The following is a 19,017-nucleotide window of genomic DNA, read 5'->3' on the forward strand; positions in this document are numbered from 1 at the left end:
AAGCACTGCACTGAGGAAGACGTCATGACTGAAGCGATCCACAAGCAACGACTGTTCGAACTGGCCTTCGGCCACATGGCCATGCAGACGGTGTCCACCGCGGCCCGGCTGAACGTCGCCGACACGCTCGGCGACGGCGAGCGGACCGGCGCCGAGCTCGCCGCCGAGCTCGGCACGGACCCGGCGGTGACCACCCAGCTGTGCAGCGCGCTCGCCGCGTTCGGGGTCCTGACCCACACGGAGACCGGGCACTTCCGGCTGACCGAGGTCGGCGCCCTGCTGCGGACCGACCGGCCCGACTCGCTGAACTCCTTCACCCGGATGTTCACCGACCCGGCGATCCAGGCGGCCTGGCGCGAGCTGGACACCGCCGTCCGCACCGGGGGCTCCACCTTCGGCGACGTGTTCGGCAAGTCCTTCTTCGAATACGTCGCGGGCGACCCGGAACTGTCCGCGAACTTCCCCGCCACCCTGCGGCAGAGCGCCCTGCAGACCGCCGAGGCGCTGCCCCGGGCCTACGACTTCGGCGCCTTCAAGACCGTCGCCGACGTCGCCGGCGGGAACGGCGCGCTGCTCGCCGCCGTCCTCACCGCCAACCCCGGCCTGCGCGGCATCGTGCACGACGCCGCCCCGGCGGTCGGTGCGGCCGAGGAGGTCCTGGCCGCGGCCGGGGTCGCCGACCGCTGCACCGTGGTCGCCGGCGACCTCGCGGCCGAGGTGCCCGCCGGGGCCGACCTCTACCTGGTCAGGAACGTCCTGCACTACGCCGACGACGAGCGCGCCGTCGCGATCCTCGGCAACATCCGGCGGGTGGTCCCCCCGCACGGCCGGCTGCTCATCGTGGACCCGGTCATGCCCGACACCGTCGACGGCTCGCTGCCGAACACGATGTACCTGAGCGACATCCACATGCAGCTCGTCGGGGCCCGCCGGGGCCGCACCAAGGCCGAGTTCGAGGCCCTCTGCGTCCGCGCGGGCTTCACCGTGACCGGACTGTCGCTGCTGCCCGCCCCGATGGCCTTCTCGCTGATCGAGGCCGTCCCCGGGGGCGGCGAGAACTGACGACCGCCGGACGGCGGCCGCGGCCGCCGGTCCGACTTCCCGCTCGCGTCCCATTCCGTTTCGCGCAGGCCCACACCGTGCCTGCGCGGAACGGGACGCGGGCGGGTTCGTTATATCGGTTCGGCATCATCGCCGCCCGGAATCCGCGCGGACCGGATTAGCGCGGCCCAACTGGACCGCACCCGAAGCCCTTTACCACCGTGTTGTTTCAGGTTTGGTCCAGTCCACTGACCAGAAGCTGACAGCGATGTTGGTCACGCCGGGGCAGGGACGGCGATCAGGGCGCCTCCCCGTCGAGCGCGCACGTCGTGCCGTTCGCACAGCGTCCTCTCGTTGTTTTCCGGAGCCGTGCGAAGCCGCCGTCCGAACCGGATCAACCGCTCCCCCGGCCGCACCGCAAACAAAGTGACCGGTTCCTGCCCTCTTGACATTGGCAGGTTGCGGACAACGCTCTCATGACCGCACACGAAGGTGCGTACTGTCACTCGCGGGCCTGCTGACACTCGGCCCATGACGGGGAATTCGCCATGGCGGGGGAATTGCCGGCCCGACGGCGTGCCGGCTGCCGGGGTGGCTGCGTCGATCGGTCACCAACCGAACCCTGATCCGGACGGCCCACACACGCGTGGCATGAGAGCAGTCGAGGACCTGGTCGCCGCTGTGCGCCCAGACGTGAAGGAGTACGCATGGCCGCCGATCAGAAGGACATCGTCGGGGCCCTCCGGCAGACGCTCAAGGAAACCGAGCGCCTCCGGCGGCAGAACCAGCAGCTTCTCGACCGTGCGGGCGAGCCACTGGCGATCGTCGGCATGAGCTGCCGCTTCCCGGGCGGTGTGACGTCGCCGGAGGAGCTGTGGGAGCTGCTGGCGAAGGAGCGCGTCGGGATCTCCGAGTTCCCGGACGACCGCGGCTGGGACCTGGAGCGGCTCTACGACCCGGACCCGGACCACCCGGGCACCTCCTACACGCGCAGCGGCGGATTCGTGGACCGCGTCGGCGAGTTCGACGCCGAGTTCTTCGGCATCTCGCCGCGCGAGGCGCTCGCGATGGACCCGCAGCAGCGGCTGCTGCTGGAGACGGCCTGGGAGGCGTTCGAGGACGCCGGCATCGACCCGCTGACCCTCAAGGGCAGCGACACCGGCGTCTTCTGCGGCGTCATGTTCCAGGACTACGGCTTCGTCGCGGGCATGAGCGACCGCAACGCCGAGATCGAGGGCTACCTCCCGACCGCCGCCGCCGGCAGCGTCGCCTCCGGCCGGATCAGCTACACCTTCGGCTTCGAGGGCCCCGCGGTGTCGGTGGACACCGCCTGCTCCTCCTCGCTCGTCGCCGTGGACCTGGCGGCCAAGTCCCTGCGGGCGCGCGAGTGCTCGCTGGCGCTGGTCGGCGGCGTGACGGTGCACCCGCGGCCGAACAACTTCATCGAGTTCAGCCGGCAGCGGGCGCTGTCGGTGGACGGGCTGTGCAAGGCGTACGCGGCCGCCGCGGACGGCGTGGCCTGGGGCGAGGGCTCCGGCCTGCTGCTGCTGGAGCGGCTGTCGGACGCGCGCCGCAACGGTCACCGCGTCCTGGCCCTGGTGCGCGGCACGGCCGTCAACCAGGACGGCGCGAGCAACGGCCTGACCGCGCCGAACGGCCCCTCGCAGGAGCGGGTCATCCGGCAGGCGCTGGCGAACGCCGGGCTCAAGGCGTCCGACGTGGACGCCGTCGAGGGCCACGGCACCGGCACCACGCTCGGCGACCCGATCGAGGCCGAGGCCCTGCTGGCGACCTACGGCCGCGAGCGGACCGACGGCCCGCTGCGGCTCGGCTCGATCAAGTCCAACATCGGCCACACGATGGCGGCGGCCGGCGCGGCCGGCGTCATCAAGATGGTCATGGCGCTGCGGCACGAGACGCTGCCCGCCACGCTGCACGTGGACGCGCCCTCGCCGCACGTCGACTGGGCCTCCGGCGAGGTCGAGCTGCTGACCGAGGCGCAGAAGTGGCCGGTCACGGAGCGGCCGCGGCGCGCGGGCGTGTCCTCGTTCGGGATCAGCGGCACCAACGCGCACGTCATCCTGGAGGAGGCCCCGGCCGAGGAGCCGAAGCCGGTCGAGGACGCCGTGGGCACGCCGGCGGTGACGCCGGTGCTGCTCTCCGCCCGGAGCGAGGCGGCGCTGCGCGAGCAGGCCGACCGCCTGCGGGCCCGCATGATCGCCCACCCGGACATCTCCGTCCTGGACATCGGCTTCTCCTCGGTGACGACGCGCGCGCAGCTGGAGCACCGCGCCGTCGTGGTGGCCGCCGACCGCGGCGCGCTGCTGGGCGGCCTCGCCGCCCTCACCGCGGCCGACCCCGCGGCGCACGTGCTCGAAGGCCGGCCGGGCAACGGCAAGGCCGTGTTCGTCTTCCCCGGCCAGGGTGCGCAGTGGGTCGGCATGGCCGTCGAACTGCTGGACTCCGCGCCGGTGTTCGCCGAGTCGATCGCCGCCTGCGGTGCGGCGCTGGCCGAGTTCGTCGACTGGAGCCTGGAGGACGTCCTGCGCGGCGCCGAGGGCGCCCCCACGTTCGAGCGGGTGGACGTCGTCCAGCCCGCGCTGTGGGCGGTGATGGTGTCGCTGGCGGCGCTGTGGCGCTCGTACGGCGTCGAGCCCTCGGCCGTGGTCGGCCACTCCCAGGGCGAGATCGCCGCCGCGTGCGTCGCGGGCGGCCTGTCGCTGCGCGACGGCGCCCGGGTCGTGGCGCTGCGCAGCCGGCTGGTCCTGGACCGGCTGGCGGGCCGGGGCGGCATGGTCTCGGTGGCCCTGCCGGCGGAACGCGCCGAGGAACTGCTGAAGCCGTACGGGGGCCGGATCTCGATCGCCGCGGTGAACGGCCCCGCGACGGTGGTCATCGCCGGTGAGCCCGCCGCGCTGGACGAGATGATCGCCGGCTGCGAGCGCGACGGCATCCGCGCCCGCAAGGTCAACGTGGACTACGCCTCCCACTCGGCGCAGGTCGAGGCCATCGAGACGGAGCTGCTGGACGTGCTGGCGCCGATCGCGCCGGTCTCCGGGCAGATCCCGTTCTACTCCACCGCCACCGGCGGCTTCATCGACACCAGCACGCTGGACGCCGCCTACTGGTACGGGAACCTGCGCGGCCGCGTCGGCTTCGAGCCCGCGCTCCGCGCGCTGATCGACACCGGCGCGAGCTTCTTCGTCGAGGTCTCCCCGCACCCGGTGCTGACCATGGCCGTCGAGGAGACGGCTCAGGCCCACGGCGCCCAGAACCGCGTCGGCGTGGTCGGCTCGCTGCGCCGCGACGAGGGCGGCCTGCAGCGCTTCGCGATCTCGCTCGGTGCGGCGCACGTGAACGGCCTCACCGTCGACTGGCCCGCGTTCTACGCCGCCACCGGCGCCCAGCAGGTGCAGCTGCCGACCTACGCGTTCCAGCGCGAGCGGTACTGGCTGACCCCGAGCGCCAAGGCCGGGGACGCCTCGGCCGCCGGGCTCGGCCGGGTCGAGCACCCGGTGCTGGCCGCGGCCGCGCAGCTGGGCGACCGCGACGAGTGGCTGTTCACCGGCCGCCTGTCGATCGACACCCAGCCCTGGACCCGCGACCACGTCGTCTTCGGCATGGTCCTCGTCCCCGGCACCGCCCTGGTCGAGATGGCCCTCACCGCCGGTGAGACGGTCGGCTGCCCCGTCCTGGACGAGCTGATCATCGAGGCCCCGCTCATCCTCGACGAGGACACCGCGCGCCACGTCCAGGTCACCGTCGGCCAGCCCGGCGACGACGGCCGCCGCGAACTGGCCGTCTTCTCCCGCCCCGAGACCGGCGGCCAGGACGGCCAGACCGAGACCACCTGCCACGCCCGCGGCTGGCTCGCCACCGAGGCCGACACCCCGGCCCCCTTCCCCCCGCACTGGCCGCCGGCCGGCGCCCAGCCCGTCCCCGTCGACGCGTTCTACCCGCAGCTGGCCGACCTCGGCCTCGACTACGGGCCGCTGTTCCAGGGCGTGCAGGCGGCCTGGCGGCTCGGCTCCGAGGTGTACGCCGAGGTGGCGCTGCCCGACGACGCCGGGACCGACGGCTTCGGCCTGCACCCGGCGCTGTTCGACGCCGCGCTGCACGCCAGCATGCTGGACAAGGACGCGGGCGCGTCGGTCGACCTGCCGTTCTCCTGGTCGGGCGTGCAGCTCGGCCGGGCCGGCCTCACCCGGGTGCGGGTGCGGATCGGGTCGGCGGGCGAGTCCGCCCTGCGGATCGACGCGGTCGACGACACCGGCGCCACCGTGGTGACGGTCGGCACCCTCGCCCTGCGCCCGACCGACCCGGGGCAGCTCGAAAGCGCCCAGCGCGGCAAGCAGAACCCGCTGTTCCAGGTCGACTGGGCCACGGTCACGACCGAGTCCGCGAAGCCGGTGCGGCTGGCCGTCCTCGGCGACCCGTCGGCCCTCGACGGCCTGGCGGCGGAAGCCGAGCGGTACGCGGACCTGGCGGCGCTGGAGAAGGCCGTCGCCGATGGCGCGGCCGCGCCGGAGGCGGTCCTCGCCGGGTTCGGGAGCCCGGCCGCGGCGGGCGGTACGGCGGAGGCCGTGCTGGCGACCGCGGGCGGCGCGCTGGAGCTGGTGCAGCGCTGGCTGGCGAGCGAGTGGCTGGGGGACGCCCGACTGGTCGTGGTGACCCGGAACGCCGTCGCCGTGGGCGACGAGACGCCCGATCTGGCGCAGTCCCCGGTGTGGGGCCTGCTCCGCAGCGCCCAGTCCGAGCACCCCGGGCGCTTCGTCCTGGTGGACCACGACGGCGGCGACGAGCCGCAGTGGGGCGCCCTCCTCGACCTCGACGAGCCGCAACTCGCCCTGCGCGAAGGCCGGTTGACGGCGCCGCGACTCGGTCGCGCGCCCGCCGCGGCGGCCGACGACCTGTGGCGGCTGGCGATCACCCGGAAGGGCTCGCTGGAGAACCTGGCGATCGTCCCGTCCGAGGCCGGCCGGCCGCTGGGCGCGGGCGAGGTGCGGATCGGAGTGCGGGCCGCGGGCCTGAACTTCCGTGACGTGCTGATCGCGCTCGGCATGTACCCGGGCGAGGCGCCGCTGGGCAGCGAGGCCGCGGGCGTGGTGCTGGAGGTCGGCACCGGGGTGACCGACCTGGCTCCGGGCGACCGGGTGTTCGGCCTGGTCACGGACGCCTTCGGGCCGGTCACGGTGGCCGACCGGCGCACCGTCGCGCCGATGCCGGCCGGGCTGACCTTCGCCGAGGCGGCGGCCATCCCCGTCGTCTACCTGACCGCCTACTACGGCCTGGTCGACCTGGCCGACCTCCAGGCGGGCGAGAAGCTGCTGGTGCACGCGGCGGCCGGCGGTGTCGGTATGGCCGCGATCCAGCTCGCCCACCACTTCGGCGCGGAGATCTTCGCGACCGCCAGCCCCGCCAAGTGGGACGCCGTGCGGGCGCTGGACGTGCCCACCGAGCGGATCGCCAACTCCCGCGACCTGGGCTTCCGGGACGCCTTCCGGGAGGCGACCGGCGGCACGGGCATGGACGTGGTGCTGAACTCGCTGGCCGGCGAGTTCGTCGACGCCTCGCTGGAGCTGCTGCCGCGCGGCGGCCGCTTCCTGGAGATGGGCAAGACCGACCTGCGCGACCCGGAGGCCGTCGCCCGGCAGCACGCCGGGGTGCGCTACCGCTCGTACGACCTGGTCGCCCAGGCCGGGCCGGAGCGCATCCAGGAGATGCTGGTCGAGCTCGCCGCGCTGTTCGAGCGCAAGGTGCTCGTCCCCTCGCCGATCCGCTCCTGGGACGTGCGCCGGGGCCAGGAGGCCTTCCGCTACCTGCGCGAGGGCCGCAACACCGGCAAGGTCGTACTGACCGTGCCGGCGCCGCTCGACCCCGAGGGCACCGTCCTGATCACCGGTGGCACCGGCGGCCTCGGCGCCCTCTTCGCCAAGCACCTGGTCGAGCGGCGCGGGGCCAGGCACCTGCTGCTGGTCAGCCGGCGCGGCCCGGCCGCCGAGGGCGTGGACAAGCTGGTCGCCGAGTTGGAGGAGCGCGGCGCCGAGGCCCGGGTGGCCGCCTGCGACGTCACCGACCGCGACCAACTGGCCGCCCTGCTCGGCTCCCTGGAGCGGCCGCTGACCGCGGTCGTGCACGCGGCCGGCGTGCTGGACGACGGCGTCGTCGAGTCGCTGACCACCGAACAGGTGGCCCGGGTGATGCGCCCGAAGGTGGACGCGGCCTGGAACCTGCACGAGCTCACCGCGGGGACGGAGCTGGCGGCCTTCGTGCTGTTCTCCTCCGCCGCCGCGCAGCTGGGCAACCCCGGCCAGGCGAACTACGCCGCCGCCAACGCCGCCCTCGACGCCCTCGCCGCCACCCGGCGCGCGGCCGGCCTGCCGGCCACCTCGCTGGCCTGGGGCCTGTGGGCGGACGCGACCGGCATGACCGGCGAACTGGACGAGGCCGACCTCGCCCGGATGGAGCGGACCGGCATCGGCGCGCTCTCCGCCGACCTCGGCCTCGAACTGTTCGACGAGTCGCTGCGGTTGGACGCCGCGCTGCTGGTGCCGATCCAGCTGGACCTGGCCGCCCTGCGGGTGCAGGCGCGGGCGGGGATGCTGCCGGCGCTGCTGCGCGGGCTGGTGCGCACCCCGGCCCGCCGGAGGGAGTCCACGGGCGGGTCGCTGGCACAGCGGCTGGCCGGCGTGGCCGAGGCGGACCAGGAGCAGGTCGTCCTCGACGTGGTCCTGGCGCAGGTCGCCTCCGTGCTCGGCCACGCCTCCGGCGCGGCGATCGAGCCCGGGCGGGCCTTCAAGGACCTCGGCTTCGACTCGCTGGCCGCGGTCGAGCTGCGCAACCGGCTCAGCCAGGTGGCCGGCCTCCGGCTGCCCGCCACGCTGGTCTTCGACCACCCGACCCCGGTCGAGGCGGCGCGGCTGATCCTGTCCCTGGTCGGCGGGACGGGCGGCGTCGAGCAGCCCTCGCCGCTGGAGCAGGAACTGCAGCGGCTGGAAGCCCTGCTGATCGCGGTCTCCGGCCACGAGAAGCAGATCGCCAGCGCCGAACCGCGGCTGCGCTCGCTCAGCAACCGGCTCCGCGCCCTGCTCAGCACCACCGGCGCCGAGGACGCCGATGACGACGACACCTTCGAGGACGACCTCGACTTCGCCTCTGACAGCGACATGTTCGACCTGATCGACAAGGAGCTCGGATCCGCATGACCGGGAAGAACGACGACGGCCGCAGCGGACCGATGAGCGGAACCATGAGCGACGAACAGAAACTCCGTACCTACCTCAAGCGCGTCACCAACGAGCTGCGCACCGCCAACCGGCGGGTGCGCGACCTGGAGCAGCGCGCCGTCGAGCCGATCGCGATCGTCGGCATGAGCTGCCGGTTCGCGGGCGGGGTGACCTCGCCCGAGGAGCTGTGGCAGCTGGTCGCCGAGGGCCGGGACGGGATGGGCCCGTTCCCGACCGACCGTGGCTGGGACCTGGAGAAGCTGTACGACCAGGACCCGGAGCGGCCGGGCAGCGCGTACGCCGTCGAGGGCGGTTTCGTCGACACGGCGACGACCTTCGACGCGGACTTCTTCGGGATCTCGCCGCGTGAGGCGCTGGCGATGGACCCGACGCAGCGGCTGACGCTGGAGACGGCGTGGGAGGCGCTGGAGGACGCGGGCATCGACCCGTCCTCGCTCAAGGGCAGCGACACCGGCATCTACGCGGGCACCGTGTCCTCGGACTACGGGCCGTCCACGCTGCCGGAGCTGGAGGGCTTCCGGGTCACCGGCACGCAGAGCAGCGTGATGTCCGGGCGGGTCGCCTACTCGCTGGGCCTGGAGGGCCCGGCGGTGTCGGTGGACACCGCCTGCTCGTCGTCGCTGGTGGCCATGCACCTGGCGGCGAACGCGCTGCGGGCCGGGGAGTGCTCGCTGGCGCTCGCCGGTGGTGTGACGGTGCTGGCCGGGCCGTTCCTGTTCGTGGAGTTCAGCCGCCAGCGCGGGCTGGCGCCGGACGGGCGCTGCAAGGCGTACTCGTCCGACGCGGACGGCACCGGCTTCTCGGACGGCGTGGGCCTGGTCGTGCTGGAGCGGCTGTCGGACGCGCGGCGCAACGGGCGCCGCATTCTCGGCCTGATCCGTGGCAGCGCGGTCAACCAGGACGGTGCGAGCAACGGGCTGACGGCGCCGAGCGGTCCGTCGCAGGAGCGGGTGATCCGTCAGGCGCTGGCCAGCGCCGGCCTGTCGGCGGCGGAGGTCGATGCCGTCGAGGGTCACGGCACCGGGACCAAGCTCGGTGACCCGATCGAGGCGCACGCGCTGCTGGCGACCTACGGGCGCGAGCGGGCCGGGGACGAGCCGCTGTGGCTCGGCTCGATCAAGTCGAACATCGGGCACACCTCGGCGGCGGCCGGTGTCGCGGGTGTGATCAAGATGGTCATGGCGATGCGCAACAACGTGCTGCCCGCCACGCTGCACGTCAACGAGCCGTCCCCGCACGTGGAGTGGGACTCGGGCCGGGTCGAGCTGCTGACCGAGGCCCGGGACTGGCCGGCCGGTGAGCGGCCGCGTCGCGCGGGCGTGTCCTCCTTCGGCGTCAGCGGCACCAACGCGCACCTCATCGTCGAGGAAGCCCCCGCGGACGAGCCCGCCGAGGCCCCCGAGGCCGAGGTCGTCCGGCCCGCCGGCACGGTGCCGGTGGTGCTCTCCGCCCGCACCGACGCGGCGCTGAAGGCCCAGGCCGAGCGGCTGCGCGCGCACCTGCTGGCGCGGCCCGAGCTGTCCGTCGCCGACGTCGCCCACTCCTCGGTCGCCTCGCGGGCGCTGCTGGAGCGGCGTGCGGTCGTCGTCGCCGCCGGGCGCGACGAGCTGATCGAGCGCCTGGCCGCGGTCGCGGCCGGGACGCCGGGTGTCGGCGGCAAGTCGGCGTTCCTGTTCACCGGCCAGGGCTCGCAGCGGGCCGGGATGGGCCTCGAACTCGCCGGTACCTTCCCGGTGTTCGAGCGGGCGCTGACCGAGGTCTGCGCCGAGCTGGATGCCCGACTGGGCCGTTCCGTCCGGGAGTTGATCGCGGCCGGTGGCGAGGAGCTGAACTCCACCGAGTTCACCCAGGCCGCACTGTTCGCGGTCGAGGTCGCCCTGTTCCGGCTGGCCGACTCGCTCGGCCTGCGCGCCGACTACCTGGTCGGCCACTCGGTCGGGGAGATCGCGGCCGCGCATGTGGCCGGGGTGCTGTCGCTGGCCGACGCCGCCGAACTCGTCGTCGCGCGCGGCCGGTTGATGGGTGCGCTGCCCGCCGGTGGCGCGATGGTGGCCGTGCAGGCCACCGAGGCGGAGGTCGCCGAGTCGCTGGCCGGGTTCGAGGGCCGGCTGGAGATCGCCGCGATCAACGCGCCCACCGCGCTGGTCGTCTCGGGCGACGCGGACGCCGTCGAGGAGTGGCTGCCGAAGGTCGAGGGCCGCAAGACCACCCGCCTGCGGGTCTCGCACGCCTTCCACTCGCCCCGCATGGAACCCATGCTGGCCGAATTCCGTACGGTCGCCGAGAAGTTGACCTACGCCGAGCCGGCCATCCCGGTGGTCTCCAACGTCACCGGCGCCCTGGTCGAGGCCTTCGACGCCGAGTACTGGGTGCGCCACGTGCGCCAGGCCGTGCGCTTCGCCGACGGCGTGACCACCCTGTGGGAGCTGGGCGTTCGCCGCTTCCTGGAACTCGGCCCCGACGCCGTCCTGACCGCCATGGCCCGCCAGTGCGTCGACGAGAGCGCCGACGCCGCGTTCGCGGCCGCCCTGCGCGCCAAGCAGGAGGACCGCGAGACCTTCGCCGGCTTCCTCGGCCAGGCCCACACCGCCGGTTCGGCCGTCGACTGGGCCGCCTTCTACGCGGGCACCGGCGCCGGAACCGTCGACCTGCCGACCTACGCCTTCCAGCGCGAGCGCTTCTGGCTCGCCCCGAACGCCGGAACGGCGGACGCGGTCGCGGCCGGTCTCGGCCGCATGGACCACCCGCTGCTGGCGGCGGCGGTCTCGGTCGGCGACCGCGACGAGTGGGTGTTCACCGGCCGCGTCTCCACCGAGAGCCAGCCCTGGGCCGCCGAGCACATCCTCCTCGGCACCATGGTCGTGCCCGGCGTCGCGCTGGTCGAGCTGGCCATCGCCGCCGGCCGCCGGGTCGGCGTGCCGGTGGTGGACGAGCTGGTGCTCGAATCGCCGCTGATCCTGGAGGACGGCGTCACCCGCCAGCTGCAGGTCACCCTCGGCGAGCCCGCCGAGGACGGCCGCCGCGACGTGGCGCTCTACTCGCGCCCGGAGACCGACGCGGAGGACGGCGAGCGCGACATCACCTGCCACGCCCGGGGCGTGCTGGGTGCCGACGCGGCGCCCGTGGCGGACTGGCCCGAGCAGTGGCCGCCGCAGGACGCCGAGCCGCTGCCGGTCGAGGAGCTGTACACCCGCCTCGCCGACATCGGCTACGACTACGGCCCGCTCTTCCACGGCGTCGAGGCCGTCTGGCGCGACGGCGACGAGACCTACGCCGAGGTCACCCTGCCCGAGGGCCACGAAGGCTTCGGCATCCACCCCGCGCTCTTCGACTCCGCCCTCCAGAGCGGCGTCATCCTGCTCACCGAGAACAGCTCCGGCGCCCACCTCATGCCGTTCAGCTGGAACGGCGTGCAGCTCGACCGCACCGGCGCCACCCGCCTGCGCGTCCGCTCCACCATGACCGGCGGCACCTCGCTGCGCCTGGACGCCGTCGACCCGGACGGCACCCCCGTCGTCTCCGCACGCTCCCTCATCGTCCGCCCGGTCCAGCAGGCGGCGCTCGAAGGCACCCGGCAGGGCCGCCCGAACGCGCTGTTCCGGCTCGACTGGGCCGCGGTCGCGGCCGAGGGCGCCGCCGCGCCGGTCCGCCTCGCGGTGCTGGGCGCGGGCGGGGAGCACGCGGACCTGGCCGCACTGGAGGCGGCCCTCGCCGAGGGCGCCGAGGCGCCGCAGGCGGTCGTCGCCACGATCGAGACCCCGGCCGGTGCCGCCGACCCGGCCGAGGCCGCGCGGGTGACCGCCGTCCGGGCGCTGGAGCTGGTGCAGCGCTGGCTGGCGAGCGACCGGCTGGGCGACGCCCGGCTGGTCGTGGCGACCCGGGGCGCCGTCGCCGTGGGCGAGGAAGCGCCCGACGTGGCGCAGTCCCCGGTGTGGGGCCTGGTGCACAGCGCCCAGTCCGAGCACCCCGGGCGCTTCGTCCTGGTGGACCTGGACGGCGACGGCGAGCCGGACTGGAGCGGCGCACTCGCCTCCGACGAACCGCAACTGGCCGTCCGCAAGGGCGCGTTGCTGGCGCCGCGCCTGGTCCGCGCCGAGACGTCCGCACCGGGTGCCGCATGGTCCCCGGCCCCGGACGGCACGGTGCTGATCACCGGCGGCACGGGCGGTCTCGGTGCACGCTTCGCCAGGCACCTGGCCGAGCGGCGCGGGGCCCGGCACCTGCTGCTGGTCAGCCGTCGCGGCCCGGCCGCCGAGGGCGTGGCCGAGCTGGTCGCCGAGCTGGAGGCGCTCGGCGCCGAGGCCCGGGTGGCCGCCTGCGACGTCGCCGACCGCGACCGGCTCGCCGAGCTGATCGCCGGCCTGGAGCACCCGCTGACGGCGGTCGTGCACGCGGCCGGCGTCCTGGCCGACGGCGTCGTCGAGTCGCTGACCGCCGAGCAGGTCGAGCGCGTCATGCGCCCGAAGGCGGACGCCGCCTGGCACCTGCACGAGCTGACCAAGGACCTGGACCTCTCGGCGTTCGTGCTGTTCTCCTCGGTGGCCGCCCTGATCGGCAGCCCCGGCCAGGCGAACTACGCCGCCGCCAACGCCACCCTCGACGCCCTCGCCGCCACCCGGCGCGCGGCCGGCCTGCCGGCCACCTCGCTGGCCTGGGGCCTGTGGGCGGACGCGACCGGCATGACCGGCGAACTGGACGAGGCCGAGCTGGCCCGGCTGGAGCGGATGGGTGTCGGCGCGCTGCCGACCGAGCTCGGGCTGGAGCTGTTCGACCAGGCCCTCACCACGGACGCCGCCCTGCTGGCGCCCGTCCGGCTGGACCCGGCCGCCCTGCGGGTGCAGGCCCGGTCCGGGCTGCTGCCGGCCCTGCTGCGCGGACTGGTCCGGGTGCCGGCCCGCCGCGCCGCGGCGGGCGGGTCGCTGGCGCAGCGCCTCGCCGAGGTGGCCGAGGCCGACCGGGAACGCGTGGTGCTCGAACTGGTGCAGGCGCAGGTCGCCTCCGTCCTCGGGCACGCGTCCGCGGGCGCGGTCGGCGCCGAACGGAGCTTCAAGGACCTCGGGTTCGACTCGCTCAGCGCCGTCGAGCTGCGCAACCGGCTCACCCAGGCCACCGAGGTGCGGCTGCCCGCCACGCTGATCTTCGACCACCCCACCCCGGTGGCCGTCGCCCGGCTGATCCTCACCGAGGTCGGCGCGGTCACGGAGGCCGCGCGCCCCGCGGCCCGGCCGCGGCGGCGGACGGCCACCGACGAGCCGCTGGCGATCATCGGCATGAGCTGCCGATACCCGGGCGGCGTGACCTCGCCGGACGAGCTGTGGGAGCTGGTCATGTCCGGCCGGGACGCGATCTCGGGCCTGCCGACCGACCGCGGCTGGGGCGACGTCTACGACCCGGACCCGGACCAGCTCGGCAAGGTGTCCACCCGCGGCGGCGGATTCCTGGACCGCGTCGGCGAGTTCGACGCCGAGTTCTTCGGCATCTCGCCGCGCGAGGCGCTCGCGATGGACCCGCAGCAGCGGCTGCTGCTGGAGACGGCCTGGGAGGCGTTCGAGGACGCCGGCATCGACCCGCTGACCCTCAAGGGCAGCGACACCGGCGTCTTCTGCGGTGTGGTCACCACCGACTACGGCGACGCGATGACGCCGGAGATGGAGGGCTACCGCCTGACCGGCAACACGACCGCCGTCGCGTCGGGCCGGATCTCCTACACCCTGGGCCTGGAGGGGCCCTCGCTGTCGGTGGACACCGCCTGCTCCTCCTCGCTGGTCGCCCTGCACCTGGCCTCCCAGGCGCTGCGCAACAACGAGTGCTCGATGGCGCTGGTCGGCGGCGTGACCGTGCTCGCCGGCCCGTACCTGCTCACCGAGTTCAGCCGCCAGCGGGCGGTCTCGCCGGACGGGCGCTGCCGGGCGTACGCGTCCTCGGCGGACGGCACCGGGTTCGCCGACGGCGCGGGCCAGATCGTGGTGGAGCGCCTGTCGGACGCCCGCCGCAACGGCCACCGCGTCCTGGGCCTGATCCGGGGCGGCGCGGTCAACCAGGACGGCGCGAGCAACGGCCTGACCGCGCCGAACGGCCCGTCCCAGGAGCGGGTCATCCGGCAGGCGCTGGCGAACGCCGGGCTCAAGGCGTCCGACGTGGACGCCGTCGAGGGCCACGGCACCGGCACCAAGCTCGGTGACCCGATCGAGGCCCAGGCGCTGCTGGCGACCTACGGGCGCGAGCGGACCGACGGCCCGCTGCTGCTCGGCTCGATCAAGTCCAACATCGGGCACACCTCGGCGGCGGCCGGTGTGGCCGGCGTGATCAAGATGGTCATGGCGCTGCGCAACGGCGTGCTGCCGCAGACCCTGCACGTGGACGCGCCCTCGCCGCACGTCGACTGGGCCTCCGGCGAGGTCGAGCTGCTGACCGAGGCGCGGAAGTGGCCGGAGACGGAGCGGCCGCGGCGCGCGGGCGTGTCGTCCTTCGGCGTGAGCGGCACCAACGCGCACGTCATCCTGGAGGAGGCGCCGGTCGAGGACCGGGCTCCGGCCCGGGACGCGTCCCGTCCGCTGCCGGCGGTGCCGGTGCTGCTGTCCGGCCGGAGCGAGGCGGCGCTGCGCGAGCAGGCCGACCGCCTGCGGGCGCACCTGCTCGCCCGGCCCGAGGTGTCGCCGCTGGACGCCGGTTTCTCGGCGGCCACGACGCGGGCCCAGCTGGAGCGCCGCGCCGCCGTGGTGGCCGGCGACCGTCAGGAGCTGCTCGCCGGCCTGGCGGCCCTCGCCACCGCGGAGCCCGCCGCCAACGTCGTCGAGGGCCAGGTGCTCGGCAGCAAGCCGGTGTTCGTGTTCCCCGGCCAGGGTGCGCAGTGGGTCGGCATGGCCGTCGAACTGCTGGACTCCTCGCCGGTGTTCGCGGCGGAGATCGCCGCCTGCGGCGAGGCGCTGGCCGAGTTCGTCGACTGGAGCCTGGAGGACGTCCTGCGCGGCGCCGAGGGCGCCCCCACGTTCGAGCGGGTGGACGTCGTCCAGCCCGCGCTGTTCGCCGTCATGGTGTCGCTCGCGGCGCTGTGGCGCTCGTACGGCGTCGAGCCCTCGGCCGTGGTCGGCCACTCGCAGGGCGAGATCGCCGCCGCGTACGTCGCGGGCGGGCTGTCGCTGCGCGACGCGGCCCGGATCGTGGCCGTGCGCAGCCAGCTGGTCCGCGACAAGCTCGCCGGGCTCGGCGGCATGATGTCCGTCCCGCTGCCCGTCGACCGGGTCGAGGAGCTGCTGAAGCCGTACGCGGGCCGCCTCTCGGTGGCCGCCGTGAACGGCCCGGCCGCCGTCGTCGTCGCCGGTGAACCCGGCGCGCTGGACGAGGTGTTCGAGGCCTGCGAGCGCGACGGCGTCCGGGCCCGCAAGGTCAAGGTGGACTACGCCTCGCACTCGCAGCAGGTCGAGATCATCGAGACCGACCTGCTGGAGGTGCTCGCCCCGGTCGAGCCGACGAGCGGCCGGGTGCCGTTCTACTCCACGGTGGTCGGCGAGTTCATCGACACCGCGGTGATGGACGCCGACTACTGGTACAAGAACCTGCGCGGCCAGGTCGGCTTCGAGCCGGCCATCCGGGCGCTGATCGACAACGGCACCGGCTGCTTCCTGGAGATGTCCCCGCACCCGGTGCTGACCATGGCCGTGGAGGACACCGTCGAGGCGGCGGAGGCCAACGGCCGGGTGTCGGTAGTGGGTTCGCTGCGCCGCGAGGAGGGCGGTCTGCGCCGGTTCGCGGCCTCGCTCGCCGAGGCGCACGTGAACGGCGTCGTGGTCGACTGGCCCGCGTTCTTCGCCGCCACCGGCGCCCAGCAGGTGCAGCTGCCGACGTACGCGTTCCAGCGCGAGCGGTTCTGGCTGACCCCGAGCGCCAAGGCCGGGGACGCCTCGGCCGCCGGGCTCGGCCGGGTCGAGCACCCGGTGCTGGCCGCGGCCGCGCAGCTGGGCGACCGCGACGAGTGGCTGTTCACCGGCCGCCTGTCGATCGACGCCCAGCCCTGGACCCGCGACCACGTCGTCTTCGGCATGGTCCTCGTCCCCGGCACCGCCCTGGTCGAGATGGCCCTCACCGCCGGTGAGACGGTCGGCTGCCCCGTCCTGGACGAGCTGGTCATCGAGGCCCCGCTCATCCTCGACGAGGACACCGCGCGCCACGTCCAGGTCACCGTCGGCCAGCCCGGCGACGACGGCCGCCGCGAACTGGCCGTGTTCTCCCGCCCCGAGACCGGCGGCCAGGACGGCCAGCCGGAGACCACCTGCCACGCCCGCGGCTGGCTCGCCACCGAGGCCCCGCCCGCGACCCCGTTCCCCCTGCAGTGGCCGCCGGCCGGCGCCCAGCCGATCCCGGTGGAAACGCTCTACGCCGGGGTGAACGAGCACGCGCACCTGACCGACCTGGGCTTCGACTACGGCCCCGCCTTCCGGGCGGTGCAGGCGGCCTGGCGCCTCGGCGAGGACGTCTACACCGAGCTGGTGCTGCCCGAGGTCGCGGGCTCCGCCCAGGGGTTCGGCCTGCACCCCGCGCTGTTCGACTCCGCGCTGCACGGCGGGCTCGGCATGCTCGACCAGGGCGACAACGCCCAGGGCGGGCTGCCGTTCTCCTGGTCCGGGGTGCGGATCGACCGCCCCGGTCTCAGCCGGCTGCGGGTGCGGATCGGCCTGGCCAACGAGAACGCGCTGCGGCTGGAGATCGCGGGCGAGGACGGCCTGCCGATCGCCAGCGTGGAGCGGCTCGACGTCCGCCCGGTGGAGCAGGCGCAGCTGGAGGCCGCCCGCCAGAACGGGCAGCGTTCGCTGTACCGGGTCGACTGGGTGCCGGTGCCGGCCGGAGCCGCGCAGCCGGCCCGGGTGGCGATCCTCGGCGAGGTGGCCGATCTGGGCGAGCGGTTCGCGGACCTGGACGCGCTGGAGAAGGCCCTCGCCGATGGCGCGGCCGTGCCGGACGCGGTCCTCGCCGGGATCGAGTCCCCGGCCGGTGCCGCCGACCGGGCCGAGGCCGCGCGGGTGACCGCGGGCCGGGCGCTGGAGCTGGTGCGGCGCTGGCTGGCGAGCGACCGGCTGGGCGACGCCCGGCTGGTCGTGGTGACCCGGGGCGCGGTCGCGGTGGGCGAGGAGTCGCCCGACGTGGCGCAGTCCCCGGTGTGGGGTCTGCTCCGCAGCGCCCAGTCCGAGCACCCCGGGCGCTTCGTCCTGGTGGACCTGGACGGCAACGGCGAGCCCGGCTGGGAGTCGCTGCTCGGTCTGGACGAGCCGCAACTGGCCGTCCGCAAGGGCGCGTTGCTGGCGCCGCGCCTGGTCCGCGCCGAGTCGGCCACGCCGGGCGCCGCATGGTCCCCGGCCCCGGACGGCACGGTGCTGATCACCGGCGGCACGGGCGGTCTGGGCGCGCGCTTCGCCAGGCACCTGGCCGAGCGGCACGAAGCCCGGCACCTGCTGCTGGTCAGCCGTCGCGGCCCGGCCGCCGAGGGCGTGGCCGAGCTGGTCGCCGAGCTGGAGGCGCTCGGCGCCGAGGCCCGGGTGGCCGCCTGCGACGTCGCCGACCGCGGCCGGCTCGCCGAGCTGATCGCCGGCCTGGAGCACCCGCTGACGGCGGTCGTGCACGCGGCCGGCGTGATGGACGACGGCCTGGTCGAGTCGCTGACCGCCGAGCAGCTGGACCGGGTGATGCGGCCGAAGGTCGACGCCGCCTGGCACCTGCACGAGCTGACCGCCGGGACCGAGCTGTCCGCGTTCGTGCTGTTCTCCTCGATGGCCGCGATGATCGGCAGCCCCGGTCAGGCGAACTACGCGGCGGCCAACGCCACCCTCGACGCCCTCGCCCACCAGCGGCGCGCGGCCGGCCTGCCGGCCACCTCGCTGGCCTGGGGCCTGTGGGCGGACGCGACCGGCATGACCGGCCACCTCGGCGAGGCCGAGCTCGCCCGGCTGGCGGAGATGGGTTCCGTCGCGCTGCCGACCGAGCTCGGGCTGGAACTGTTCGACCAGGCCGCCGAGTTCGACGCGCCGCTGCTGGTTCCGGTCCAGTTGGACACGGCCGCGCTGCGGGTCCAGGCCCGGGCGGACCGGCTCCCCGCGCTGCTGCGCGGACTGGTCAGGATGCCGGCCCGCCGCCCGGAGCCGGTCGGCGCGTCGCTGGCCCAGCGACTGGCCGGCGTGGCCGAGGTCGGCCGGGAACGGGTGGTGCTGGAGCTGGTCCAGGCGCAGGTCGCGGCCGTGCTCGGCCACGCCTCCGCCGCCGCGATCGAGCCGGAGCGGCCGTTCCAGGAGCTCGGGTTCGACTCGCTGGGCGCGGTCGCCCTGCGCAACCGGCTGAACCAGGCGGCGGGGGTGCGGTTGCCCGCGACGCTGATCTTCGACCACCCGACGCCGTTGGCGGTCGCCCAGCTGCTCCTCGCCGAGATCGGCGTCGGGGCCGAGGAACCGCTCATCGACCAGGAGTTGAAGAAGCTCGAAGGCCTGCTCACCGCGGCCGATCCCGGCGAGCAGCAGCGGGTCGCGGGTCAGCTGCGCGCGATGCTGGCCGCCCTCACCGACAGCGGCGGCGGTCAGAGCCAGAACGAACTGATCGAGGCGGCCACGACGGCCGACGAGGTCTTCCGGTTGCTCGACGCCGAGTTCGGCGAGGCCTGACGGGGCCGCCCGGGTGCGGTCGCGGTCCACGCGGCCGCACCCGGGCGTCGCCGGTCGAGCACCACCGCTTATCTGCCTTTGGGGAC

General features: G+C 74.9%; 3 protein-coding genes. All 3 read left to right on the plus strand.

The window, feature by feature from the left end:
* Window positions 1-24: 24 nt before the first annotated feature.
* The 3 genes from ACPC54_RS14575 to ACPC54_RS14585 all read left to right on the plus strand — a co-directional run bounded on the left by ACPC54_RS14575 (window position 25) and on the right by ACPC54_RS14585 (window position 18,931).
* A complete protein-coding gene (locus tag ACPC54_RS14575; RefSeq protein ID WP_498964874.1) occupies window positions 25-1,062 on the plus strand; it encodes a methyltransferase in 1,038 nt (345 codons plus the stop codon).
* 707 nt (window positions 1,063-1,769) lie between these two features.
* The gene (locus ACPC54_RS14580; protein ID WP_498964955.1) at window positions 1,770-8,246 is read left to right on the plus strand and encodes a type I polyketide synthase; all 6,477 of its coding nucleotides are present in this window, start codon (window positions 1,770-1,772) and stop codon (window positions 8,244-8,246) included.
* Complete coding sequence (locus tag ACPC54_RS14585; RefSeq protein ID WP_498964877.1) at window positions 8,243-18,931, plus strand: SDR family NAD(P)-dependent oxidoreductase; 10,689 nt, start codon at window positions 8,243-8,245, stop codon at window positions 18,929-18,931. Before ACPC54_RS14580 ends, ACPC54_RS14585 begins: the two co-directional genes overlap by 4 nt.
* Window positions 18,932-19,017: the final 86 nt, after the last annotated feature.

This window comes from Kitasatospora sp. NPDC094028, assembly GCF_049543595.1.
Lineage (GTDB): Bacteria > Actinomycetota > Actinomycetes > Streptomycetales > Streptomycetaceae > Kitasatospora.